This is a genomic window from Burkholderia puraquae (assembly GCF_002099195.1).
GTDB classification, from domain to species: Bacteria; Pseudomonadota; Gammaproteobacteria; order Burkholderiales; family Burkholderiaceae; genus Burkholderia; species Burkholderia puraquae.
In genome coordinates this window covers 190,973-214,969 of the sequence record NZ_NBYX01000012.1, presented here as the reverse complement: position 1 = coordinate 214,969, position 23,997 = coordinate 190,973, and the positions used below count along the sequence as shown (strand labels likewise).

The window sequence follows — 23,997 nt, the reverse complement described above, 5'->3', positions numbered from 1 at the left end:
TGGCGGGGCCGACTTGGCGCGGCCCTGTGACGAATGCGGCGCTCAGACGGCCGCTTCGTTCTCTTCGCCGGTGCGGATGCGGATCACGCGTTCGACGTCCGACACGAAGATCTTGCCGTCGCCGATCTTGCCGGTGCGTGCCGCACCGATCACCGCGTCGATCACCTGGTCGACCTGCGCTTCCGCGACGACCACCTCGATCTTCATCTTCGGCAGGAAGTCGACGACGTATTCGGCGCCGCGATACAGCTCGGTATGGCCCTTCTGGCGGCCAAAGCCCTTCACTTCCGTCACGGTCAGGCCCGTGAGACCCACTTCGGCGAGCGCTTCGCGGACTTCGTCCAGCTTGAACGGCTTGATGATGGCAGTGATGCGTTTCATGGTGGTTGTCCCCCAATGCTCGTTTGGATGAAAAATCGCGACCCCGATTGTAAGCCTGCGAGCCGCACGCGGCCCAGCACGGCTCAATCGAGACGTTCGGTAAAACGCGACGTGATCGGGTAGCGCCAGTCGCGCCCGAATGCGCGATGCGTGACGCGAATGCCGATCGGCGCCTGGCGGCGCTTGTATTCGTTGATCTTGATGAGCCGCGTCACGCGTTCGACGTCGGCCTGCGCATAACCGGCCGCGACGATCTCGGCGAGCGGGCGGTCTTCTTCCATGTACATCCGCATGATCGAGTCGAGCACATCGTACGGCGGCAGGCTGTCCTGGTCGGTCTGGTCCTCGCGCAGCTCGGCCGACGGCGCGCGCGTGAGGATCCGCTCGGGGATCACGTCGCGCAGCGCGTAGTCGGCCGTCTCGTTGCGATAGCGGCAGAGCCGGTACACGAGCGTCTTCGCGATGTCCTTGATCACCGCGAACCCGCCGGCCATGTCGCCGTACAGCGTGCAGTAGCCGACCGCCATCTCGCTCTTGTTGCCGGTCGTCAGCACGATCGAGCCGAACTTGTTCGACAGCGCCATCAGCAGCGTGCCGCGGATGCGCGCCTGGATGTTCTCCTCCGTCGCGTCTTCCGCACAGCCCGCGAACTCGCCCGCGAGCGATGCGCGGAAGGCATCGAACATCGGCGCAATCGCGATCTCGTCGTAGCGCACGCCGACGCGCCGCGCCATCTCCGCCGCGTCGGTGGTCGAGATGTCGGCGGTGTAGCGCGACGGCATCATCACCGCGCGCACGCGCTCGGGCCCGAGCGCGTCGCAGGCGACCGCGAGCACCAGCGCCGAATCGACGCCGCCCGACAGCCCGATCAGCACGCCGGGAAACCCGTTCTTGCCGATGTAGTCGCGCACGCCGGTCACGAGCGCGCGGTACACCTGCGCGTCCGTCGACAGTTCGGGCGCGATCGCGCCCGGCAGCGGCCGCGCGCCGTCGAATTCGACGATCGCGTGCCCTTCGTCGAACTGCGGCATCTTCGCGACGAGCGCGCCCTCGCCGTCGAGCACGAACGAACCGCCGTCGAACACGAGCTCGTCCTGGCCGCCGACGAGGTTCACGTACACCATCGGCAGCCCGGTCTCGCGGATCCGCGCGCGCAGGATGTCGAAGCGCACCGCTTCCTTGTTCATGTGGTACGGCGAGCCGTTCGGGATCAGCAGCACCTGCGCGCCGGCCGCCTTCGCGATCTGCGCGGCCGATGCATGCCACGCATCCTCGCAGATGATCACACCGTATCTCACGCCGTTCAGCTCGAACACGAACGGCTCGGCGTCCGTCGCGAAGTAGCGCTTCTCGTCGAACACCTCGGTGTTGGGCAGGTCCTGCTTGCGGTAGGTGCCGACGATCTCGCCGCCGACGATCAGCGACACCGCGTTGTAGGTATCGGTGGGCGGCACGCCGCGCTCGATCGGGCGGTTTGCATTACCATCGACGGCTGGCGCGTGCGCACCTTCGGCCGCGCCGCGCAGCGGATGGCCGACCAGCACCGCGAGCCCGTCGAACGCCTTCAACGCGTCGGCGAGCGCGCGGAGCGCGGCAGCCGCCGCCGCGTAGAACGCGGGCCGCAGCAGCAGGTCTTCCGGCGGATAGCCGGACAGCGCGAGTTCAGGCGCGACCATCAGCTGCGCACCATCGTTGTGCGCGGCACGTGCGGCCGCGACGATCCGTGCGACGTTGCCGGCGAAGTCGCCGACGGTTACGTTGATCTGGGCGAGAGCGAGTCGGGTCTTCATGGCGGGATCGGCGCAGCCCGGCGGCGCGCCCTGAACGGCTGACGAAATCGTCCCGGTGCGGGCCGCGCAGGCCCTCGCATCCGGCGACACTGAACGGTACGGATTCACGCTTGAAACACGAACGCATCGATTATCGCACGGGCATCCTGTCGTCCCCCACGGAGGTGCCGGCCGACGAATGGAACGCGCTGCTCGCCCGCGACGCGCAGCCGACGCCCTTCCTGCGCCACGAATTCCTCGACGCGCTGCACGTCGCGCGCTGCGCCGTCGACGATACCGGCTGGTCGCCGCACTTCGTCACGCTGACCGACCCGCGCACCGGCCGGCTCGCGGCCGCCGCGCCCGTCTATGCGAAGCAGCATTCGTACGGCGAATACGTGTTCGACTGGGCGTGGGCCGACGCGTACCAGCGCAACGACCTGCCCTACTACCCGAAGCTGCTGTGCGCGGTACCGTTCACGCCCGTGCAGGGCACTCGCCTGCTCGCGGCCGACGAAGACGCGCGCCGCCGGCTCGCGGCAACGCTGCTGGCCTTCGCCGAGCAAAGCGACGTGTCGTCGCTGCATGTGCTGTTCCCGACCGGCGACGAAGCGGCGCTCCTCGAATCGATGGGCATGATGCTGCGCGAAGGCGTGCAGTTCCACTGGCTCAACGACGGCTACCGCCACTTCGACGATTTCCTCGCCACGCTCGAGCAGAAGAAGCGCAAGAACATCCGCGCGGAGCGGCGCAAGGTGCACGATGCGGGCGTGACGTTCCGGCGGCTCACGGGCGACCAGATCACCGACGCCGACTGGCGCTTCTTCTCGCGCTGCTACCGGCAGACCTATCGCGAACACTATTCGAGCCCGTACCTGAACCTCGACTTCTTCCGCACGATCGGCGCGACGATGCCCGAGAACCTGCTGCTCGTGATCGCGGAAGCCGACGGCCGGCCGATCGCGAGTGCGCTCGCCGTCTACCGGCGCGGCGAAAACGGCGGCGGCACGCTGTACGGCCGCTACTGGGGCGCGGTCGAACACGTGCCCTGCCTGCATTTCGAAACGGCCTACTACCAGTTGCTCGAGTTCTGCATCGAGGCCGGGCTCGACACGTTCGAAGGCGGCGCGCAGGGCGAACACAAGCTCGCGCGCGGCTTCCTGCCGACCGTCACGCACTCCGCGCACTGGCTCGCGCACCCGGCGTTCTCGGACGCCGTCGCGCGCTTTCTCGAACGCGAGACCGAGCATATCCACGCGTACGTCGACGAACTGCGCGAACACGATCCGTTCCGGCGCAGCGCCGAGTAACGACAGCGCGCCGGCACGCGGCGAGCCCATGACCGGCCTCGCCGCGTGCCGCATGGCGTCCCGGCTCAGTGCGCGGCGAGCGTCACCGTCGTCGACAGCGCCTGCGGGTCGCGCGACGAAGCCGCCGCCGACAGCCCGTAGCTGCCCGCGCCGATCCGCCACGCATGCGCATTCGCATCCCAGATCGCGAAGCGCTGCGCCGGCACCGCAACGCTGACGGACCGCGCCTCGCCCGGCTGCAGCGCGACCTTGGTCCAGCCGACGAGCCGCTTCGGCGGCTCGCCGAGCGACGCGGGCAGTGCCGCGTAGATCTGCACCGTCTGCGCACCGGCCCGCGCGCCGGTGTTCTTCACCGTCACGCCGACCGTCACGTTGCCTGCTGCGTCGGCCTGCGCGGACATCGCCGACAACCCATACGTCGTGTACGACAGCCCGTAGCCGAACGGGAACAGCGGCTCGATCGCCTTCGCGTCGAACCAGCGATAGCCGTACGCGAGCCCTTCCGCGTAGACGACCTGCGACTTCGCCGGATCGATCGCCGGCTGCGGCAGGTCGGCCTCCTGCTTCGGGAACGTCAGCGGCAGACGGCCCGACGGGTTCGCATCGCCGAACAGCAGGTCGGCGATCGCCTGGCCGCCCTGCGCGCCCGGATACCACGCTTCGAGCACGCCATGCACGTTCGCGAGCCACGGCATCAGCACGGGGCTGCCGTTCTCGAGCACGACGATCACGCGCTTCGCCTTCGCCGCGACCGCGGCAATCAGCGCGTTCTGGTCGTATTGCTGGTTGTACGGATCGGCCTTCGCATCGGGCAGCGACAGGCTCGCGAGGTCGAGCCCTTCCGTCTGCCACTGCGTCGCGAACACGATCGCGACATCGGCCTGCGCGGCCGCGCTCGCCGCGGCATTCGCATCGGTCCCGTCGAGATAGCTGACCGACGCGTTCGGCGCCTTCGCGCGAATCGCCGCGAGCGGCGCGGACTTGTACCAGGTCGCACAGCCGCCGAACAGCGTGTCGGCCGGTTGCTGGCAGGTCGTCACCGCATTGCCGTCGATCGCCGGCACCGCGCCCGAGCCGCCGCCCGACAACACGCCCGCGTCCGCATGCCCGCCGATCACGACGACCGATTTCAGCGCGCCGGCCGCCAGCGGCAGCACGGGCTGCGCATCGCCGGGCGCGGCCGCGTTCTTCAGCAGCACTGCGGATTGCCGCGCGATCGCGAGCGCATCGGCATTGCCGGCCGCTTCGTCGATCGCGCCGCCCGGCTTCGGCGGCGCGTCCATCACGCCGATGCGGATCAGTGTGCGCAGCTTGCGCTGCACCATGTCGTTCAGCCGCGCGGCCGACACGCTGCCGGCCTGCAGCGCCGCGCGCAGCTTCGTGTTGAAGAACGAGCCGAGCGGCGCGTTGTTGTCGTCCGCCGCGCCCGGCTCCTCCTCGTCGAGCCCCGCCTGCACGGCCGCGACCGTCGAATGCGTGGCGCCCCAGTCCGACTGCACGACGCCCTTGAAGCCCCACTCGTTCTTCAGCACCGTCGTCAACAGATACGGGTTCTCGCACGCATACACGCCGTTCAGCTTGTTGTACGAGCACATCACGTTGCCCGGCTGGCCGTCCTTCACGCCGATCTCGAACGCGAGCAGTTCGGCCTCGCGCATGGTCCGCTCGTCGACGACCGAATCGATCGTCATCCGGTTGGTTTCCTGGTCGTTGAACGCGAAATGCTTGATCGTCGCGATCACCTTCTGCGCCTGCGTCGCCTGCGTGCGCGCAGCGCTCAGCGTGCCCGCCAGCACCGGATCCTCGCCCATGTATTCGAACGTGCGGCCGTTGCGCGGCTCGCGCGCAAGGTTCACGCCGCCGCCGAGCCCCTCCGCGAAGCCGAGCGCGCGCAATTCGAGCGCGATGCGCGTGCCGTAGGTGCCGGCGAGTGCCGGATCCCACGTCGCCGCGAGCGCAACCGGCGCGGGCAGCGCGGTCACGCGCGCGTTCTTCACGTTCACGCCGCCCGCCGAATCGGCGCTGCTGACGGCCGGAATGCCGAGCCGCGGCACGCCCGGGATGTAGCTCGCGCCATTCAGCGCGTCGGCCGGGAACGGGCCGCCCAGGTCGAGCGCCGGCATGCCCGTGCCGTGCACGAGCTGCAGCTTCTCGTCGGTCGTCAGTTGCGCGACGAGCGCGGCCGCGCGCTGGTCGGCCGCGGCATCGGGGTCGGCCGGCGCGGTCGGGCCCGTGTGGATGTCGTCGCCGCCGCACGATGCAAGCAGCACCGTGAGCGCGCACGCGGACGCAATCGTCGAACACCGGAACAGCGAAGTTTTCATTGATCCTCCTGAATCGATCTGTTGTACTTGTCGCCACACCTAGCGTCCGAGTCTAAAAATCGACCGGTCACCATGCTTGACCGGCAGGAGCAGCACTTGACCTCTCGCAGCGGGGACAAACCCGAAGGTCATGGAGAGAGACATGGAGCTACGACAGAAATCGGTATCCGTCCGGATCTACCGTCAGGCGCTCGACGACATGCGCCGCAACGGCTTCGACGTCGCGCCGCTGTATGCGACGCTCGGCATCGGCGCGGCCGATCTTGCCGACGACGCGCGCCGCATCCCCGGCGACCGGCACGTCGCCGCGATGCGGCTGATGAGCGAATGGCCGATGTCCTGGCATCGGCCGCCACCGCAGGTCGTGCCGTGGCTCGCGCCGTTCCCGGAGCTCGCGGGCATCACCTGCAACGCCGCGACGCTGCGCGATGCACTGCACGGCTACCTGCGCTACCGCGAACTGATCGGCAACGTCGACTGGGTATTCGCGCACGAAACCGGCGGCGCGATCGCACTCGAGTACGTGAACGAGGGCGACGGCCGGCCCGCCAGCAGCGCGTTCGCGAATTTCGCGATCCTCGCCGCGCTTGCGCGCCTGTACGATCCGCACGTGCAGGTCGACGAAGCCGCGTTCGAGGGGCGCGCGTTCGCGCCGGCGGCCGCGCTGCGCGACCTCCTCGGCGCGACGGTGTCGTTCGATGCAGCGCACAACCGCGTCGTGCTGCGCTCCGCGCGCTTCGACACGCCGTTCGAGCGCTACAACGCGCCGCTCGCGGACATCCAGCGTCATGCGGCCGACACCGCGCGCGAACGCGTGCGCGCTCGCTCGACGTTCGGCTCGTCGGTCGAGCAATGCGTGCGCGACTGGCTGCGCACCGCCGACGACGCCGACGTGCCGTCCGACACGCTGATGGAGCACGTCTGCGCGCGCTTCGCAATGTCGCGCTGGACGCTGCGCCGGCGGCTGCATCGCGAGGCCGTCGGGTTTCACGCGCTCGTCGCGCAGGCACGGCTCGGTGAAGCGCGCGACCTGCTGCTGAACACGCAACTGCCGATCGGCGAGATCGGCGTACGGGTCGGCTTCCGTTCGACCAGCGCGTTCACGCGCTTCTTCACGCGCGAACTCGGCGCGGCGCCGAGCCGCTTCCGCGACGGGCACGGCGATCGGTGGCGTTGACGTGCGCTTTTTCTGAGACACTGGCGGCTTCGCATCCCGCCGCCCTGCCATGTCCTGGTTTCTGTATCTGATCGAATGCGCCGACGACAGCGTCTACACGGGCATCACGACCGACGTTGCCGCGCGCTTCGACGAGCACGCATCCGGCAAGGGCGCGCGCTACACGCGCTCGCGCAAGCCGCGTGCGGTGCTCGCGTCGTTTCCGTTGCCCGACCGTTCGAGTGCGTCGCGCGCCGAATACTGGGTGAAGCGGCTCACGGCAGTGCAGAAGCGTGAACTGGCAGCCGGGTTGCGGACGCTGGAATCGGTGTTGCCCGCCGGCGTGACGATCGACGGGGCCGGCGATGCGGCGCAGCCGCCTGCACACGAACCAAGGAAGCCGAAGCCAGGGAAAACCGCCAACGCGCCGAAGGCGGTTGACGACACAAAGGCGGGAAAAACAACGAAGGGCGTGAAGGCTGCGACGCCGGCGAAGGCCGGGGAAGCCGTGCCAGTCGCGAAATCCGTCAGGAAACCGAAGGTCGGAAAAACCGCTCCGGGCGAGAAATCCGCAAACTCCGCCAGGTCCGCGAACAAGGCGAAAGCCGCACCGGATGCAAAGCACGCGAAGGTCGACGACGCGACGACCGCGAAGCCCCCATCGTCGCGCCGCGCATCGACGCAAAAGAACAAGCCCGCGATCCGCACGCTACCGAAACGAAAAGCACCGGCTGCCGACGGCAAACCCGGCCAGCGCGAGCGAAACGATAGCGCTCCCGCACCGGCACGTCGCCGCACATCGACCACGAAGGCCGCCGAATCCGGCCCGACCGCCCCGGCCCCCCGCCGCGGCGCGGCAGGCGCAGCTCGCGCGAAAGCCGCACCCAAGCCCGCCGCCCCGCCCGCGTCCCCCCGCACGAAAAAACCGCGCACAAGACAAAACCGCGCGGCCTCCTGAGGAGACACGCGCGGTTTGCGTTTCGCATGAACCGGCCGTTGGCCGGTACGCTGCTTACTTCTTGTAGTTCGCTGCGCCTTCGGTGATTTCCTTGTGCGCGGCTTCGATGCCGGCCCAGCCTTCGACCTTCACCCACTTGCCCTTCTCGAGCGCCTTGTATTGCTCGAAGAAGTGCTTGATCTGGTCCTTCAGGTACTCGGGCACGTCGTCGATCGACTTCAGGTTTGCCGTCATCGGGCAGACCTTGTCGTGCGGCACCGCGACCAGCTTCGCGTCGACGCCCGACTCGTCGGTCATCTGCAGCATGCCGAGCACGCGCGAACGCACGATCGAGCCGGCCAGCAGCGGGAACGGCGTGATCACCAGCACGTCGACCGGATCGCCGTCGCCCGACAGCGTCTGCGGGATGTAGCCGTAGTTCACCGGATAGCGCATGCCCGTGCCGATGAAACGGTCGACGACGAGAAGGCCCAGTTCCTTGTCCGCCTCGTACTTCACCGGATCGCTTTGCGCGGGAATCTCGATGATCACGTTGAAATCTTGCGGCAGGTCCTTGCCGGCCGGAACATGATTGAAGCTCATGAGCACTCTCTGTAGGTCGATGGGAATTCGGGACAGGGCGCCGCGGCCGATGCATCGCCGCAGGCGCCCCGCAAGGCAATGCGCCATTATAGCCAATCGACCGGTGGCGTCCGGATGACGATCGGCGCGATAATCGTTCCGGATGCCCGGGCGTGGAACCACCGGGCGCGTTACACGGAATCGGCGTCGGCGCTGAAGCGCCGGTACCGGTTGGCTGCGAAGCATGGGGCCTGGGTAAGCGCTGAAGCGCTAACTCGGGTCGACCGCGAAGCATGGGGCCTGGGTAAGCGCTGAAGCGCTAACTCGGGTCGACCGCGAAGCATGGGACCCGAGTAAGCGCTGAAGCGCTAACTCGGGTCGACAGGAGCTGGCATGGAAGAGGCGAAGCACTTCATCGCGGGCGAATGGACGTTGCCCGCGCAACTGGAAACCATCGCAGTCGTCGATCCGTCCGACGGCCAGCCGTTCGCAACGATCGCCCGCGGCACGGCGCCCGACATCGAACGCGCAGTCGCCGCGGCCCGCGACGCATTCGCGGGCCCGTGGGGCGCCGCGAGCGCCGCCGAGCGCGGCCGCGTGCTGATGCGGCTGTCGGCACGCGTGGCCGATTCCCTCGAGGAACTCGCCGCGATCGAGGCGCGCGACACCGGCAAGCCGATGAAGCAGGCACGTGCCGACGCAGCCGCGCTCGCGCGCTACTTCGAGTTCTACGCAGGCGCCGCCGACAAACTGCACGGCGAAACCCTCCCCTATCAAGCGGGCTACACGGTGCTGACGGTGCGCGAACCGCACGGCGTCACGGGCCACATCGTGCCGTGGAACTACCCGACGCAGATCTTCGGGCGCAGCGTCGGCGCCGCGCTCGCGGCCGGCAACGCATGCGTGGTGAAGCCGGCCGAAGATGCGTGCCTGTCGTTGCTGCGCGTCGCCGAACTGGCCGCCGAGGCCGGCTTGCCGGCCGGCGCGCTCAACATCGTCACCGGCTACGGCCATGAAGCCGGTGCCGCGCTGGCACGCCATTCCGGCATCGACCACATCTCGTTCACCGGTTCGCCGGCCACCGGCAAGCTGGTCACGCAGATGGCGGCCGAAAACCACGTACCCGTCACGCTCGAACTCGGCGGCAAGTCGCCGCAGATCGTGTTCGCCGACGCCGATCTCGAGGCGGCGCTGCCCGTGCTCGTGTCCGCGATCGTGCAGAACGGCGGGCAGACCTGCTCGGCCGGCAGCCGCGTGCTGATCGAGCGCGCGGTGTACGAGCCGCTCGTCGAGCGGCTCGCCACCGCGTTCAACGGGCTGCGCGTCGGCCCGAGCCGCGCCGACCTCGATTGCGGCCCGCTGATCAACGCGAAGCAGCAGCAGCGCGTGTGGGATTTCCTGTCCGATGCGCAGCACGACGGCATTCCGATGGCCGCGCATGGGCAGGTCGTCGCCGACGCGCCCGAAAGCGGCTTCTACCAGGCGCCCGCGCTGTTGCGCGACGTGCCGCCGTCGCACCGGCTCGCGCAGGAGGAAGTGTTCGGCCCCGTGCTCGCCGCGATGCGTTTCGTCGACGAAGACGAAGCCGTCGCGCTGGCGAACGGCACGCCGTACGGCCTCGTTGCGGGCATCTGGACGCGCGACGGCGCACGCCAGATGCGTCTCGCACGGCGCCTGCGGGCAGGCCAGGTGTTCATCAACAACTATGGTGCGGGCGGCGGCGTCGAGCTGCCGTTCGGCGGCGTCGGCCACTCGGGGCATGGCCGCGAGAAGGGCTTCGAGGCACTGTACGGCTTCACCACGCTGAAAACGATCGCGATCCGGCACGGCTGAACGCGCGGCAAGCGGCACTCGGCACGCGGCAGGCAGCGCCCGGCCGCGTGCCGAAGCACGACGACACTCATATCCAGCACAGGAGACACACCATGCGGTTGAGCGGCAAGACGGCAATCGTCACGGGCGCCGGCTCGGGGTTCGGCGAAGGCATCGCGAAGACGTATGCGCGCGAAGGCGCGAACGTCGTCGTCAACGACCTGAACGGCGCGGCGGCCGAGCGCGTCGCGAGCGAGATCGCGCTCGCGGGCGGCAAGGCAATCGCGGTGGCCGGCGACGTGTCGAAGCAGGATGACTGGCACGCGCTGCTGCAGGCCGCGCTCGACGATTTCCACGCGGTGCAGATCGTCGTGAACAACGCGGGCACCACGCACCGCAACAAGCCGGTGCTCGACGTGACGGAAGCCGAATTCGACCGCGTGTACGCGGTCAACATGAAGAGCCTGTTCTGGTGCGTTCAGACCTTCGTTCCGTACTTCCGCGAACAGGGCGGCGGCGTGTTCGTGAACGTCGCGTCGACGGCCGGCGTGCGGCCTCGCCCGGGCCTCGTCTGGTACAACAGCACGAAGGGCGCGATGATCACCGCAAGCAAGTCGCTCGCGGCCGAGCTCGGCGCCGATCGGATCCGCGTGAACTGCATCAACCCCGTGCTCGGCGAGACAGCGCTGATGACCGAGTTCATGGGCTGCGAAGATACGCCCGAGAACCGCAGCCGCTTCCTCGCGACAATCCCGCTCGGCCGCTTCTCGACGCCGCAGGACATCGCGAACGCGGCGCTGTACCTTGCATCCGACGAGGCCGAGTTCATCACGGGCGTCTGTCTCGAAGTCGACGGCGGGCGCTGCATCTGACCGCACCCGGCCGGCACGATAACCACGCATTGCTTCGCACGAAACCGGACCGGGCGCTGCTGCGTCTGCTCCGGCCAACTATAAGGACTGGAGACAACATGGCAACATCGACGCAGTCGCTGCCGGGCTCGTCCGGCGCATTCGAGGAAGCAACCTACCGCAAGGTGTCGTGGCGGCTCGTGCCGCTCCTGCTGCTGTGCTACGTGGTCGCGTATCTCGACCGCGTGAACGTCGGGTTCGCGAAGCTGCAGATGGCGAGCGACCTGAACCTCAGCGACACCGTCTACGGGCTCGGCGCCGGGATCTTCTTCTTCGGCTATTTCCTCTTCGAAGTGCCGAGCAATATCATCCTGCACAAGGTCGGCGCGCGCGTATGGATCGCGCGCATCATGGCGACGTGGGGCGTGATCTCGATCCTGACGATGTTCGTCACGACGCCCACGATGTTCTACGTGATGCGCTTCCTGCTCGGCGTCGCCGAAGCGGGCTTCTTCCCCGGCGTGATCCTCTACCTCACCTACTGGTATCCCGCGCACCGGCGCGGCCGGATGACGACGTTCTTCATGACGGCCGTCGCACTGTCCGGCGTGATCGGCGGGCCGCTCTCGGGCTTCATCCTGAAGGCGTTCGACGGCATGAGCGGGTGGCACGGCTGGCAATGGCTGTTCCTGCTCGAAGGTATCCCGTCGGTGCTGGTCGGCGTGGTCGTGTTCCTCAAGCTGGACGAGCGGATCGCGAAGGCGAACTGGCTGACCGACGACGAAAAGGCACTGCTCACGCGCAACGTCGATGCTGAAGAGGCAACCAAGGAAGACCTGCCGCTCGGCGCCGTGATGTCGAGCCCGCGCGTATGGCTGATGGCGCTGATCTATTTCTCGTTCGTGATGGGGCTCTACGGCGTCGGCTTCTGGCTGCCGACGATCATCAAGGCCACCGGCGTGACCGACACGTTCATGATCGGCCTGCTGTCGGCGATTCCGTATGCAGCGGCGGTAGTTGCGATGATCCTGATCGCGCGCAGTGCGGACAAGCACCGCGAACGCCGCTGGCACGTCGCGATTCCGGCCGCGATCGGCGCACTCGGGCTCGTGCTGTCGGTGATCTGGGCGCACCAGACCGCGCTCGCGATGCTCGGCCTCACGCTCGCGACGATCGGCATCCTGACGACGCTGCCGCTGTTCTGGAGCCTGCCGACCGCATTCCTCGGCGGCACGGCGGCCGCGGCCGGCATCGCGATGATCAACTCGATCGGCAACCTTGCCGGCTTCCTGAGCCCGTACATGATGGGCTGGCTCAAGCAGGCAACGGGCGCCAACGATTCAGGCATGTACATGCTCGCCGGGTTCCTCGTGCTCGGCGGACTGCTCGCGCTGTCGGTGCCGAAACGGCTGGTCGACAAGTAAGGCGCGGCAACGGATGAGCGTCATTCCCCCTTCGCAGGAGCAGACCTCGATGGATCATCGCGTCGTCCAGGCAGCCGGCAACTGCGTGCTCGTCCGTGCCCCTTCCGCCACCGTTGTGCATCGGGAAAGCGACGCGCTCGACCTCGTCGCGCTCGCGCACGAGCATGAAGCCGACTGGATCGCCGTCCCCGCCGATGCGCTGCACGACGACTTCTACCGGCTCGAAAGCGGCCTCGCGGGCGCCGTCCTGCAGAAGCTCGTCAACTACGGCGTCAGGCTGGGCGTCGTCGGCGACATCGAGCGCTGGCTCGCGCGCAGCGAAGCGTTCCGCGCACTCGTACGCGAATCCAATCGCGGGCAATCGGTGTGGTTCGTCGCCAGCGAGGACGACCTGCTGCGCAAGCTCGGCGCATGACGTGTCGTCCAGGCCCATCCTGGACGAAAAAAAGCCCCGAAGGCCTTCCGGCATTCGGGGCTTTTTTGCGCGGGTTGCGCGCGCCGCCTGCGGCAGGCGGCCACACCGCCCGCATCAGACCACGGTGATCGCGAGCGCGCTTTCGCGGTAGTGCTTCGCGGCCTTGTCGGTTTCGCCGAGATGCTCGAACAGGCGCGCGAGCGCGCGATGCGCACGCACTTTCAGCGCCTCGTTGTCGGCGAGCTTCAGTGCCGATTCGAGGAACGACTGCGCCTTGCCCCACAGTTGCTGCTGCTGGCACAGGCGGCCGAGCGCGAACAGCAGGTCGGCATCCTCCGGGTGATCCTTCTTCCACCCTTCCGCCTTCTGGATCAGCGGCAGCGCATCGGCGCCGGCCGTGTCCGGGTAACGGCGCAGCAGGCGGGCATCCCAGTTGTGCGCGAGCGCGTCCTCGACGATGCGGCGCGCTTCGTTGCGGCGCTCGAGCGAGACGAGCAGATCGGCCGCAAGATCGGCGAGACGCGGCGACTGGCGCTCGACCGGCGACAGCGACTGCCACACCTCGAGCAGCGCGTCCGGGTCGTGCCGGCGTTCGCGCAGCAGGTTTTCCGCAGCCTGCTGGCGCAACCGCACGGCCGCGGCCGGATGCAGCGCCTCGCGCTTCTCGAGCGCCTTCGCAAGCTTCAGCACCTCGGCCCAGTTCTTCAACTGCTGCTGCGCGCGCAGCGCGACCTGCTGCGCGTGGATACGCTTGCCGCCCGCCTGCAGGTCGGCCAGCGCGGCGAGCGCGCCGTCGGCATCGCGCGCGTCGGCGCGCATGTCGGCCGCGGCGAGCAGCCGTGCGTCCTGCCATTCCGGCGCGTCGACCTTCGACAGCCAGTCGTCGCGGCGCGTGTATTCGTGCATCCGGTGCGCAGCGGTAGCCGCGACAAGGCTCGCCGCGCCCTGGTTCGCATCGACCGACAGCGCTTCACGCGCGGCCTTCTCGGCGCGCGAGAAGCGGCCCGCGTACAGGTTCGCGATCGCGTCGCGCAACGACGCCTGCGCCTTCTCGTTGCGCGAACGCGCCCGATACGCGGCGACCCGCTGCGGCATGCGCCAGATGTTGCGCACGATGCGCAGCAGCGCATACACGACGATGAACAGCACGACGACGGCAATCACGAACAGGTTCAGCGACACGTCGACCCGGTACGGCGGATAGACGAGCAGCACCTGCCCCGCGTCGAAACGGCCGACGGTGGCGAGTGCAGCGGCGATCGCGAACAGGATCGCGAGCCAGACGATTCCTCGAAGCGTCATCGTTACCCCCGGCTCTTGAACTGCTGAACGGCGTTCAGGCTCGTGTTCAGGTTCGGCACCGCGACCGTCAGCGATGCGCCATCAACCTGCTTGAGCAGATCCTCGACGGTCTGCGTGTCCTTCGATGCCTGGTCGAAATACTTCCCGAGCGACGCCTGCGCAGCGTGCAGGTCGGCCTTCATCGCGCTGTCGTTGCGCGCGAGCAGCGACAGGCGCGCGGTCAGCAGGCGCAGCTTCACGTTCTCGCGCACGAAGTAGCCCTGGTCGGGCGACGCAAGCATCGCGTCCGCGTTGTCGATCCGGCGCACCTGCACGAGCCCCTTCAACTGCTGGCCGAGACCGGCCGAGAAGTCATGCCACCACACCTTCCAGCGCGGCTCGCCGGCCACGGCCACGGCCGAGGCCGACGACGCGGCGGCCGGCGCGGCCTTCGGCGCTTCGTGCGAGACGATCGCCTCGCCGGACAGCGGCAGCGCGTCGATCTTCGCGATCGCGTCGTCGAGCTTGATCGCGAGGCCCGTGAGATCGGCGGCCGGCGCGGCCTTCAGCTTCTCGATGTCCAGCGCGAGCGCCTTGCGCACCGTGACGGCCTGCGCGCTCTGCGAGGTCGCGAGGCGCGCGTCGGCGTTCTGCAGCGCGATCAGCGCGAGCTGCGTGTTGCCGGTCAGTTGAAGCTGCTGGCTCGCGCTCGACAGCATCTGGTCGACTTCCTCGAGCATCCACGCATCGCGGTTGCGCGACAGGTCCTGGTATTGCTGCTGCAGCGCCTGCTGCGCGCTCTGCGCGTCGGCAAGCTTGCCGTCGAGCTGCGCGAGCTGCGTGTCGACCTGGTGCGTGCTTGCGAGCGCCTGCTCGGTCTTCATGCGCGTTTCGGCCGTCTGCGCATCGAGCGCCTTCTGGCGCGCGACGAACGTGCCGTCGAGCCGGTCGATCTTGCGGTTCAGCGCGTAGCCGCCGACGCCCGCCGCGCAGCCGAGCACGACGACGACGAACCACAGCACCGCGCTGCCGCCGCGGCGCGCGGGCGGTTCGGGCGCCATGTAGGCGGGACGGGACGGCGGTGCGGATGCAGCGGCCGGCTGGGAAGCGACGCTTTTGGAATCGTTGGTATCTGTCATGCGTTTAGTCACCGGTGCGGCTGTCGCCGGTTGGACGGCCTCGTCGGCCATCGTTCGAAACGCGCGGACGATGCGCTCATCGCCCGCGCCGGTCAGCGTAATCCTATCAAAACCCAATGCACGCGCGGTCTGCTCGATCCGCGGATGCGGCGTCACGAGCGGCGCATGCTTCAGCGCGACGATCTCGGCATCGTTCAGGTGCGCCCGCGCGAGTTCGTGCAGGTTGCGCACGCCTTCCGAGCTCGTGACGAGCCACGCATGCGGTTCGCCGTCGAGCAGCGCATGCACGCGCTCCCACGCGCCGACGCGCGGCTCGGGCACGACGCGCCGGTACGCGGCGACGAGCGTGACGTCCGCGCCGGCCTCGCGCAGCCGGTCGGCGAGCCATTCGCGCCCGCCGTCGCCACGCACGATCAGCACGCGCTTGGCCGCGAGCGCCTGCGCGCCGCCGAACGCGGCCTCGATGCACGCAAACAGGCTTTCCGAATCGTAATGGGGCACGCCACCGTCGGCCGGCGCCTGCGGCGCGATCACGCGATATGCGGGCGTCGCGATGCCGTGACGCTCGAGCGCCGCGACGCTGCCGGGCCCGACCACGCCGACCGGCAGCGCGTTCGGCCAGATCGCGCCGTACTGCGCAAGCGCGCGGTCGATCGCGTTCGGCGACACGAAAATCACCAGCGCGTAGTCGGCAAGCGCCGCGAACGCCGCGTCGAGCGGCGCCGGATCGTCGACCGGCGCAATGTCGATCAGCGGGAATTCGAGCACGTCGCAGCCGGCCTCGGCCAGTTGCGACGCGAGCGCATCGGACTGGCCGTCCGGACGCGTCAGGACAGCGGTGAACGCGCGCGCGCCGCCCGCCATCAGGCGTCGCCCTTGCCGGCCTGCGAGCTCGCGAGCAGTGCCTGGACGATGTCGAGCGCGCCTTGCGCCTCGAGCTCGTCGGATACCGCGCGGCCGAGCGCGAGCGCATCGGCGACGGTCATCACGGCGCCGCACTCCTCGGCCGTCAGCACGCGCTTGCCGTCGGTCGTCGACACGCGGCCCGTCAGGTACAGTTCGCCCGCGCGCCACACCGCGTGCGCGGCGAGCGGCACCTCGCAGCTGCCGCCGAGCGCGCGCGACACCATCCGCTCGGCCTCGACCGCGAGCGCGGTCTGCGGGTCGTGCAGCGGCGCGAGCCACGCGGCGACGTCGTCGCGGTGCGATGCGATCTCGATGCCGAGCGCGCCCTGGCCGGCCGCGGGCGGGCTGGCTTCGACGTCGAGCAGCGTGCGAATGCGCGCTTCGAGGCCGAGGCGTTTCAGGCCGGCGGCCGCGAGAATGATCGCCGCGTAATCGCCGCGGTCGAGCTTCGACAGGCGCGTATCGAGGTTGCCGCGCAGCGGCAGCACGTCCAGATGCGGGTAACGCGAGCGCAGCATCGCCTCGCGGCGCAGGCTCGACGTGCCGACCACGGCGCCGGCCGGCAGCGCGTCGAGCGACGCGTAGTCGTTCGACACGAATGCATCGCGCGGATCCTCGCGCTCCATGATCGCGGCGAGCGAGAAGCCGTCGGGCAGCGCCATCGGCACGTCCTTCAGCGAATGCACGGCAAGATCGGCGCGGCCGTCGGCCAGCGCGGCCTCCAGTTCCTTCACGAACAAGCCCTTGCCGCCGACCTTCGACAGCGTGCGATCGAGAATCTGGTCGCCGCGGGTCGTCATCCCGAGGATTTTCACGTCACAAGCTGGATATAATTTGCGCAGCGCATCACGCACATGTTCGGCTTGCCACATCGCCAGGCGGCTCTCGCGCGAAGCAATCGTCAACGTCGCGGGCGGCTGTGCCTGTTGCGGCCCGGCCGCAGGGGTCTCGGAATTCATTGCTGGAACATCGAAGGACGGGATTGAAGATCGAACAATGGTAGCACGCACGCCCCGGCCCGCCCGGGCCTGGAGCCAGCGTCCGGCCTGCCGCCGAGCGGGCCGCGGCGCCGATGTGCGGATGTGCCGCACGTAGCTGGTTGCTTGACCGCAGTTTCGCAGTTTCCGCAGTTCCTTTTGACTCGAGCTTTCCCAAGGAAACCCATCGTGAAGTCTTCCGGATCGGCGCGTACGGCGCGCCGCAATGCTGCCCTGTCCTCCTCCGACGCCTCGACGGACACCGTCGCCACCGCCGCCGCGAACGGCCGTGCGAAAACGGCAACGAAACCGAAAGACCCGATACGTCAGACAAAACGCGCGACGAAAGCCGCCGGTTCGGCTACCCGCACCGCGGCCCGTCCGGCGGGCGCGCCGAAGTCCGGCACACGCACGCGCGAAGACAAGGACGGCCCGCTGTTCGACGACATCCGCTTCCTCGGCCGCCTGCTCGGCGACGTCGTGCGCGAGCAGGAAGGCGACACCGTGTTCGACGTCGTCGAGACGATTCGCCAGACCGCGGTCAAGTTCCGCCGCGAGGACGACAGCGAAGCCGCGCTGACGCTCGAGAAGAAGCTGCGCAAGCTGACGCCGGAGCAGACGGTGAGCGTCGTGCGCGCGTTCAGCTATTTCTCGCATCTCGCGAACATCGCGGAAGACCGCCACCACAACCGCCGCCGCCGCATCCACGCGCTGGCCGGCTCGGCATCGCAGCCCGGCACGGTCGCGTACGCGCTGGAACAGCTGAAGACGACCGGCAACGCGTCGAAGCGACTGCTGCAGCGCTTCTTCGACGATGCGCTGATCGTGCCGGTGCTGACCGCACACCCGACCGAAGTGCAGCGCAAGAGCATCCTCGACGCGCAGCACGACATCGCGCGCCTGCTCGCCGAACGCGACCAGGAGCTGACGAGCCGTGAGCGCCAGTACAACGAATCGATGCTGCGCGCCCGCGTGACCGCGCTGTGGCAAACCCGCATGCTGCGCGACTCGCGCCTGACGGTCGGCGACGAGATCGAGAACGCGCTGTCGTACTACCGCGCGACGTTCCTCGACGAGCTGCCCGCGCTGTACGGCGACATCGAGGCGGCGCTCGCCGAGCACGGCCTGTCCGCGCGCGTACCCGCGTTCTTCCAGATGGGCAGCTGGATCGGCGGCGACCGCGACGGCAACCCGAACGTAACCGCGTCGACGCTCGACGAGGCGATCAACCGCCAGGCCGCGGTGATCCTCGAGCACTATCTGGAACAGGTGCACAAGCTCGGCGCCGAACTGTCGGTGTCGAACCTGCTCGTCGGCGCGAACGACGCCGTGAAGGCGCTCGCGGCAGCCTCCCCCGACCAGTCGCCGCACCGCGTCGACGAGCCGTATCGCCGCGCGCTGATCGGCATCTACACGCGCCTCGCCGCAAGCGCGCGCGTGCGCCTCGGCGAAGGCACGGTGCCGGTGCGCAGCGCGGGCCGCGGCGCGCCGCCCGTGCGCGCGATCCCGTATGCGGATTCCGAAGCGTTCGTCGCGGATCTCAAGGTGCTGACCGCGTCGCTCGACGAACACCACGGCACGTCGCTCGCCGCGCCGCGCCTCGCACCGCTCGTGCGCGCGGCCGAAGTGTTCGGCTTCCATCTCGCGAGCATCGACCTGCGCCAGAGCTCCGACATCCACGAAGCCGTGGTCGCCGAACTGTTCGCACGCGCGGGCGTCGAGGCCGACTACGCGGCGCTCGCCGAGGAAGACAAGCTGCGCGTGCTGCTCGCCGCCCTTGCCGACCCGCGTCCGCTGCGCTTGCCGTACTTCGAATACTCGGCGCTCGCGCAGAGCGAGCTCGGCGTGTTCGAGAAGGCGCGCGAAGTCCGCGCGCAATTCGGCGCACGCGCGGTGCGCAACTACATCATTTCGCATACGGAAACCGTCAGCGACCTCGTCGAGGTACTGCTGCTGCAGAAGGAGACGGGCCTGCTCGAAGGCGCGCTCGGCGTGCCCGGCGGCGATGCGCGGAACAGCCTGATGGTGATCCCGCTGTTCGAGACGATCCCCGACCTGCGCGACGCCGCGCGCATCATGCGCGAATACTTCTCACTGCCGGGCATCGACGCGCTGATCGCGCACCAGGGCGCCGAGCAGGAAGTGATGCTCGGCTATTCGGACAGCAACAAGGACGGTGGTTTCCTCACGTCGAACTGGGAGCTGTATCGCGCGGAACTCGCGCTGGTCGACCTGTTCCGCGACCGCAAGATCACGCTGCGGCTGTTTCACGGCCGCGGCGGCACGGTCGGCCGCGGCGGCGGCCCGACCTACCAGGCAATCCTGTCGCAGCCGCCGGGCACCGTGAACGGCCAGATTCGCCTGACCGAACAGGGCGAGGTGATCGCGAGCAAGTTCGCGAACCCGGAGATTGGCCGCCGCAACCTCGAAACGGTCGTTGCCGCCACGCTCGAGGCGACGCTCCTGCCGCAGAACAACGCGCCCGCGCAGCTGCCGGCGTTCGAGGCGGCGATGCAGACGCTGTCCGATTCGGCGATGGCCGCGTACCGTGCGCTCGTCTATGAAACCCCGGGCTTCACCGACTATTTCTTCTCGTCGACGCCGATCACCGAGATCGCCGAGCTGAACATCGGCAGCCGCCCGGCTTCGCGCAAGCTGCAGGATCCGAAGCAGCGCAAGATCGAGGACCTGCGCGCAATTCCGTGGGGCTTCTCGTGGGGCCAGTGCCGGCTGCTGCTGACGGGCTGGTACGGTTTCGGCAGTGCGGTGAGTGCGTATCTCGACGGCGCGCAGGACGACGCCGAACGCACGAAGCGCGTCGCGCTGCTGAAAAAGATGAACAAGACCTGGCCGTTCTTCGCGAACCTGCTGTCGAACATGGACATGGTGCTCGCGAAGACCGACCTCGCGGTCGCGTCGCGCTATGCGCAGCTCGTCGCCGACCGCAAGCTGCGCAAGCACGTGTTCGAGCGGATCGTCGCGGAATGGGAGCGTACGTCGCAGGCGCTGGCGGAAATCACCGGGCACGAAGGCCGCCTCGCGACCAACCCGCTGCTCGCACGCTCGATCACGAACCGCTTCCCGTATCTCGATCCGCTGAACCACCTGCAGGTCGAGCTGATCAAGCGCCACCGTGCGGGTGACACGAACGCGCGGCTGCGCCGCGGGATTCACCTGACGATCAACGGGATCGCGGCCGGCCTGCGCAACACGGGCTGATCCGCATGCGGCGCGGGGTGATTCCGCGCCGGCCGGCATCGTGAAAGCCGCGATACGCCACCGTGCCCACGGTGCGTATCGCGGCTTTTTTTTCATGCGCGGGCAAAACCGTGCCGGCGCGCCGCGCGTTCAGTGCGCGTCGATCAGCAGCGCGTCGTGTTCGAACGAGCCGTCGTGCTGCACCGCGTAGTAGCCGCGCACTTCGTCCGGCGCATGCGCCCACAGCGCACGAATGCCGGTGACGCTGTCGGCCGGCGTGCGGATGCGCGCGACCCACGTATCGAAGTCGATCGACAGCCGCCAGCGGCTGTGCACGTGCGCGTCGAAGCCGGCTTCGCGGAACATCGCGAGCCATTCGTCCGCACGGTAGTCGCGCACGTGGGACGCGTCGCGCAGCACTTCCGCGGCCTGCAGGTACGTATCGAGGAGCGGATGGTCGTTGCCGGCGATGTCGATCATCAGCACGCGGCCGCCCGGTTTCAGCACGCGGCGCACCTCCGCGAGCGCCGCGCGCATGTCGTGCCAGTGGTGCGCACTCATCCGGCTCACGACCCAGTCGAACGTCGCCGTGTCGAACGGCAGGTGCTCGGCCGGGCCCTGTTGCGTACGGATATTTGCGAGCCCGCGCTCGCGCGCGGCGGCGTCGACGGTCGCGAGCATCTGCGCGGCGAGATCGTAGGCGACCACGTCGCGCACGTGCGGTGCGACCGCGAAGCTCGCATGCCCGGCGCCGCAGCCGAGATCGAGCACCGCGGCATCGGGCGTCGGGCGCACCGCGTCGGCGAGCGTCTGCAGATCGGCCCCCGTCGCGTGAACCGTGCTCGTCAGATAGGCGGCGGCCGTCGTGCCGAATGCGTCGGCGACCTGGTCGTGGTGTTTCATCGTTCGCTCCTTTATGCGATCGACCGCAGTTGGCGCTTTGGCGCTTACTGCGGCCCCATGCCTTGCGTAGCCGACCAGTGCAACAAGCACCTCGCACCTGTTCCGGCTTCTTGCAATGCGTTTTGTGGGACGCCCGCTGCCCTGCCAGCGCGCGAGCCGCTACAATAGGCCTGCGTTTGTACCAGTACAAGTTAAGCAGTTATTCTGGTATTCGATACACCTGTCTGATCGTTACCGCGTCCCCGCTTCCATTTCGCCGTTTCCGCATGAACCACCCGTCCTCCGTCCCCGTCCCGCCGCTCGACGCCACGCCCGCCCGCGCACTCGGCGAATTCATCCGCGCCCACCGCGAGCGGCTGTCGCCGCAGGCCGTCGGCCTGCCGCCCGGCCCGCGCCGCCGCACACCGGGGCTGCGGCGCGAGGAAGTCGCGCAGCTGTGCGGCGTCAGCCCGACCTGGTACACGTGGATCGAACAGGGCCGCCCCGTGTCCGCGTCGGCCGACGCGCTCGCGCGGATCGCCGTCGCGCTGCAACTGTCGAAGGCCGAGCGCGCATACCTGTTCGAGCTGGCCGCGCAGCGCGACCCTGCCGAGCCCGACGTCGCGGGCGGCGACCTGCCGCCCACGCTCGCCGCGACCGTCGCGGCAATCGCAACGCCGGCGTACGTGCTCGACCGGCAATGGAACGCGCTCGCCTGGAACCCGCCGGCCGCCGCGCTCTTTTCCGGCTGGCTCGACGGCGAGCACGACCGCAACCTGCTGCGCTTCACGTTCATGTCGCCGGCCGCACGCACGCTGATCGTCGACTGGGAAACCCGCGCCCGGCGGCTCGCGGCCGAATTCCGCGCCGATTCGATCCGTCACCTGGCCGACGCGCCCACACGTGCGCTGATCGACGCGCTGACCGCCGGCAGCGATGCCTTTGCGCAGTACTGGGCATCGCAGGACGTGTTCGAACGCGAAGGCGGGCTGCGCGAATTCGACCATCCGGCCGACGGCCGCCTCGTGTACCAGCAGATCACGCTGAAGCCCGCGCACCGCGAGGACCTGAAGCTGGTCGTGCTGGTGCGCGACTGAGCGGGCCGGCCCGCGCCGGCCGCGGCCAGCGGGCCGCCGCGAACGGCTGCGCGCCGCGGCGGGCAGGCCCGCGAATGTTAGAATCGCAGGATTCCTCGGCGGCGCACGCCGCTCAATCTCCCTTCGAAGAATCGCCATGACGTCCCAACTGCACAAAAAGGGCGAGGCCTGGTCGGCCCGCTTCTCGGAACCGATGTCCGAGCTGGTCAAGCGCTACACGTCGTCGGTATTTTTCGACAAGCGCCTCGCGCTCGTCGACATCGCCGGCTCGCTCGCACACGCGAACATGCTCGCCGCGCAGAAGATCATCAGCGCCGACGACCTGGCCGCGATCGAACGCGGCATGGCGCAGATCAAGGGCGAGATCGAGCGCGGCGAATTCGAATGGCAGCTCGACCTGGAAGACGTCCACCTGAACATCGAGGCGCGCCTGACTGCGCTGATCGGCGATGCCGGCAAGCGCCTGCACACGGGCCGCTCGCGCAACGACCAGGTCGCGACCGACATCCGCCTGTGGCTGCGCGGCGAGATCGACCGCATCGGCGGCCTGCTGAACGACCTGCGCGGCGCGCTGCTCGACCTCGCGGAACAGAACGCCGACACGATCATGCCGGGCTTCACGCACTTGCAGGTCGCCCAGCCCGTCACGTTCGGCCACCACCTGCTCGCGTACGTCGAGATGTTCTCGCGCGACGCGGAGCGCATGCGCGACTGCCGCACCCGCGTGAACCGCCTGCCGCTCGGCGCGGCCGCGCTCGCGGGCACGAGCTACCCGATCGACCGCCACGCGGTCGCGAAGACGCTCGGCTTCGACGGCATCTGCACGAACTCGCTCGACGCGGTGTCGGATCGCGACTTCGCGATCGAATTCACGGCCGCCTCGGCGCTCGTGATGACGCACGTGTCGCGCTTCTCCGAAGAACTCGTGCTGTGGATGAGCCCGCGCGTCGGCTTCATCGACATCGCCGACCGCTTCTGCACCGGCAGCTCGATCATGCCGCAGAAGAAGAACCCGGACGTGCCCGAACTCGCACGCGGCAAAACCGGCCGCGTGAACGGCCATCTGATGGCGCTGCTGACGCTGATGAAGGGCCAGCCGCTCGCGTACAACAAGGACAACCAGGAAGACAAGGAACCGCTGTTCGACACGGTCGACACCGTCGCCGACACGCTGCGGATCTTCGCCGAGATGGTTGCCGGCATCACCGTGAAGCCGGACGCGATGCGTGCGGCCGCGCTGCAGGGCTTCTCGACTGCCACCGACCTCGCCGACTACCTGGTGAAGCGCGGCCTGCCGTTCCGCGATGCGCACGAAGCCGTCGCGCACGCCGTGAAGATCTGCGACGACCGCGGCATCGACCTGGCCGACCTGACGCTCGACGAAATGAAGCAGGATCTGCCGAACGTCGCGCACCTGATCGGCGAAGACGTGTTCGGCTACCTGACGCTCGAGGGTTCGGTCGCCAGCCGCAACCACCCGGGCGGCACCGCGCCCGATCAGGTGCGTGCGGCGGTCAAGGCTGCCCGCGCCGCACTCGGCCAGTAAGCCCGCTGTT

General features: G+C 68.7%; 18 protein-coding genes. 10 read left to right on the top strand and 8 right to left on the bottom strand.

The window, feature by feature from the left end:
• Positions 1-42: 42 nt before the first annotated feature.
• Both B7G54_RS23100 and B7G54_RS23095 read right to left on the bottom strand, forming a co-directional pair.
• On the bottom strand, positions 43-381 hold the full coding sequence (locus tag B7G54_RS23100; protein ID WP_006398637.1) for a P-II family nitrogen regulator: 339 nt from the start codon (positions 379-381) through the stop codon (positions 43-45).
• 83 nt (positions 382-464) lie between these two features.
• Positions 465-2,171 (bottom strand): NAD+ synthase, encoded by a 1,707-nt coding sequence (locus B7G54_RS23095; protein WP_085041184.1) that lies wholly within the window; start codon positions 2,169-2,171, stop codon positions 465-467.
• 110 nt (positions 2,172-2,281) lie between these two features.
• On the opposite strand from B7G54_RS23095, the gene B7G54_RS23090 reads away from it, so the two are divergent.
• Positions 2,282-3,460, top strand: a complete 1,179-nt coding sequence (locus B7G54_RS23090; RefSeq protein WP_085041183.1) for a GNAT family N-acetyltransferase — start codon at positions 2,282-2,284, stop codon at positions 3,458-3,460.
• A 65-nt stretch (positions 3,461-3,525) separates the two neighbouring features.
• Here B7G54_RS23090 and B7G54_RS23085 read toward each other — a convergent pair whose 3' ends face one another.
• Positions 3,526-5,784, bottom strand: a complete 2,259-nt coding sequence (locus B7G54_RS23085; RefSeq protein ID WP_085041182.1) for a glycoside hydrolase family 3 C-terminal domain-containing protein — start codon at positions 5,782-5,784, stop codon at positions 3,526-3,528.
• A gap of 142 nt (positions 5,785-5,926) precedes the next feature.
• Here B7G54_RS23085 and B7G54_RS23080 point away from each other — a divergent pair, with 142 nt between their 5' ends.
• Both B7G54_RS23080 and B7G54_RS40245 read left to right on the top strand, forming a co-directional pair.
• Entirely contained in the window at positions 5,927-6,961 is a 1,035-nt protein-coding gene (locus B7G54_RS23080) for a helix-turn-helix transcriptional regulator (protein WP_085041181.1), read from the top strand.
• 49 nt (positions 6,962-7,010) lie between these two features.
• Entirely contained in the window at positions 7,011-7,898 is an 888-nt protein-coding gene (locus tag B7G54_RS40245; protein ID WP_085041180.1) for a GIY-YIG nuclease family protein, read from the top strand.
• Between the two features lie 54 nt (positions 7,899-7,952).
• On the opposite strand, the gene ppa is transcribed toward B7G54_RS40245, so the two are convergent.
• Positions 7,953-8,480: an inorganic diphosphatase gene (gene ppa / locus B7G54_RS23070; RefSeq protein ID WP_085041179.1), complete on the bottom strand. Its 528-nt coding sequence runs from the start codon at positions 8,478-8,480 to the stop codon at positions 7,953-7,955.
• A 372-nt stretch (positions 8,481-8,852) separates the two neighbouring features.
• Between ppa and B7G54_RS23065 the strand changes: the two genes are divergently transcribed.
• The 4 genes from B7G54_RS23065 (at position 8,853) to B7G54_RS23050 (ending at position 12,961) form a co-directional block, all read left to right on the top strand.
• On the top strand, positions 8,853-10,292 hold the full coding sequence (locus tag B7G54_RS23065) for an aldehyde dehydrogenase family protein (protein WP_085041178.1): 1,440 nt from the start codon (positions 8,853-8,855) through the stop codon (positions 10,290-10,292).
• A gap of 92 nt (positions 10,293-10,384) precedes the next feature.
• A complete protein-coding gene (locus B7G54_RS23060) occupies positions 10,385-11,143 on the top strand; it encodes an SDR family oxidoreductase (protein ID WP_085041177.1) in 759 nt (252 codons plus the stop codon).
• Between the two features lie 98 nt (positions 11,144-11,241).
• The gene (locus tag B7G54_RS23055) at positions 11,242-12,546 is read left to right on the top strand and encodes an MFS transporter (RefSeq protein WP_085041176.1); all 1,305 of its coding nucleotides are present in this window, start codon (positions 11,242-11,244) and stop codon (positions 12,544-12,546) included.
• Positions 12,547-12,595: 49 nt separating this feature from the next.
• Positions 12,596-12,961: a DUF4180 domain-containing protein gene (locus B7G54_RS23050; RefSeq protein WP_085041175.1), complete on the top strand. Its 366-nt coding sequence runs from the start codon at positions 12,596-12,598 to the stop codon at positions 12,959-12,961.
• A 114-nt stretch (positions 12,962-13,075) separates the two neighbouring features.
• On the opposite strand, the gene B7G54_RS23045 is transcribed toward B7G54_RS23050, so the two are convergent.
• The 3 genes from B7G54_RS23045 to hemC are packed head-to-tail and all read right to left on the bottom strand — an operon-like array spanning position 13,076 to position 17,246.
• Complete coding sequence (locus B7G54_RS23045; RefSeq protein ID WP_085041174.1) at positions 13,076-14,263, bottom strand: heme biosynthesis protein HemY; 1,188 nt, start codon at positions 14,261-14,263, stop codon at positions 13,076-13,078.
• A gap of 2 nt (positions 14,264-14,265) precedes the next feature.
• Positions 14,266-16,245, bottom strand: a complete 1,980-nt coding sequence (hemDX, locus tag B7G54_RS23040; protein WP_085041173.1) for a fused uroporphyrinogen-III synthase HemD/membrane protein HemX — start codon at positions 16,243-16,245, stop codon at positions 14,266-14,268.
• Complete coding sequence (hemC, locus tag B7G54_RS23035; protein WP_085041172.1) at positions 16,245-17,246, bottom strand: hydroxymethylbilane synthase; 1,002 nt, start codon at positions 17,244-17,246, stop codon at positions 16,245-16,247. The genes hemDX and hemC overlap by 1 nt, the downstream gene beginning before the upstream one ends.
• A 207-nt stretch (positions 17,247-17,453) precedes the next feature.
• On the opposite strand from hemC, the gene ppc reads away from it, so the two are divergent.
• A complete protein-coding gene (ppc, locus tag B7G54_RS23030; protein ID WP_085041171.1) occupies positions 17,454-20,483 on the top strand; it encodes a phosphoenolpyruvate carboxylase in 3,030 nt (1,009 codons plus the stop codon).
• A 129-nt stretch (positions 20,484-20,612) separates the two neighbouring features.
• Here ppc and B7G54_RS23025 read toward each other — a convergent pair whose 3' ends face one another.
• Positions 20,613-21,365 (bottom strand): class I SAM-dependent methyltransferase, encoded by a 753-nt coding sequence (locus B7G54_RS23025; protein ID WP_085041170.1) that lies wholly within the window; start codon positions 21,363-21,365, stop codon positions 20,613-20,615.
• Between the two features lie 266 nt (positions 21,366-21,631).
• On the opposite strand from B7G54_RS23025, the gene B7G54_RS23020 reads away from it, so the two are divergent.
• Together B7G54_RS23020 and argH are read left to right on the top strand one after the other, a co-directional pair.
• A complete protein-coding gene (locus B7G54_RS23020; RefSeq protein ID WP_085041169.1) occupies positions 21,632-22,441 on the top strand; it encodes a helix-turn-helix transcriptional regulator in 810 nt (269 codons plus the stop codon).
• Positions 22,442-22,577: 136 nt separating this feature from the next.
• Positions 22,578-23,987, top strand: coding sequence for an argininosuccinate lyase (gene argH, locus B7G54_RS23015; RefSeq protein ID WP_085041168.1), 1,410 nt, complete (start codon positions 22,578-22,580; stop codon positions 23,985-23,987).
• The last annotated feature ends 10 nt before the right edge of the window (positions 23,988-23,997 follow it).

Bases quoted from the DNA above. Each gene is read 5' to 3' on its own strand.
- argH (WP_085041168.1), top strand. From the start codon at position 22,578: ATGACGTCCCAACTGCACAAAAAGGGCGAGGCCTGGTCGGCCCGCTTC.
- B7G54_RS23100 (WP_006398637.1), bottom strand. From the start codon at position 381: ATGAAACGCATCACTGCCATCATCAAGCCGTTCAAGCTGGACGAAGTC.
- B7G54_RS23085 (WP_085041182.1), bottom strand. From the start codon at position 5,784: ATGAAAACTTCGCTGTTCCGGTGTTCGACGATTGCGTCCGCGTGCGCG.
- hemC (WP_085041172.1), bottom strand. From the start codon at position 17,246: ATGAATTCCGAGACCCCTGCGGCCGGGCCGCAACAGGCACAGCCGCCC.
- ppa (WP_085041179.1), bottom strand. From the start codon at position 8,480: ATGAGCTTCAATCATGTTCCGGCCGGCAAGGACCTGCCGCAAGATTTC.
- B7G54_RS23045 (WP_085041174.1), bottom strand. From the start codon at position 14,263: ATGACGCTTCGAGGAATCGTCTGGCTCGCGATCCTGTTCGCGATCGCC.
- B7G54_RS40245 (WP_085041180.1), top strand. From the start codon at position 7,011: ATGTCCTGGTTTCTGTATCTGATCGAATGCGCCGACGACAGCGTCTAC.
- B7G54_RS23060 (WP_085041177.1), top strand. From the start codon at position 10,385: ATGCGGTTGAGCGGCAAGACGGCAATCGTCACGGGCGCCGGCTCGGGG.
- B7G54_RS23055 (WP_085041176.1), top strand. From the start codon at position 11,242: ATGGCAACATCGACGCAGTCGCTGCCGGGCTCGTCCGGCGCATTCGAG.
- B7G54_RS23020 (WP_085041169.1), top strand. From the start codon at position 21,632: ATGAACCACCCGTCCTCCGTCCCCGTCCCGCCGCTCGACGCCACGCCC.
- B7G54_RS23065 (WP_085041178.1), top strand. From the start codon at position 8,853: ATGGAAGAGGCGAAGCACTTCATCGCGGGCGAATGGACGTTGCCCGCG.
- B7G54_RS23050 (WP_085041175.1), top strand. From the start codon at position 12,596: ATGGATCATCGCGTCGTCCAGGCAGCCGGCAACTGCGTGCTCGTCCGT.
- B7G54_RS23080 (WP_085041181.1), top strand. From the start codon at position 5,927: ATGGAGCTACGACAGAAATCGGTATCCGTCCGGATCTACCGTCAGGCG.
- hemDX (WP_085041173.1), bottom strand. From the start codon at position 16,245: ATGGCGGGCGGCGCGCGCGCGTTCACCGCTGTCCTGACGCGTCCGGAC.
- B7G54_RS23095 (WP_085041184.1), bottom strand. From the start codon at position 2,171: ATGAAGACCCGACTCGCTCTCGCCCAGATCAACGTAACCGTCGGCGAC.
- B7G54_RS23025 (WP_085041170.1), bottom strand. From the start codon at position 21,365: ATGAAACACCACGACCAGGTCGCCGACGCATTCGGCACGACGGCCGCC.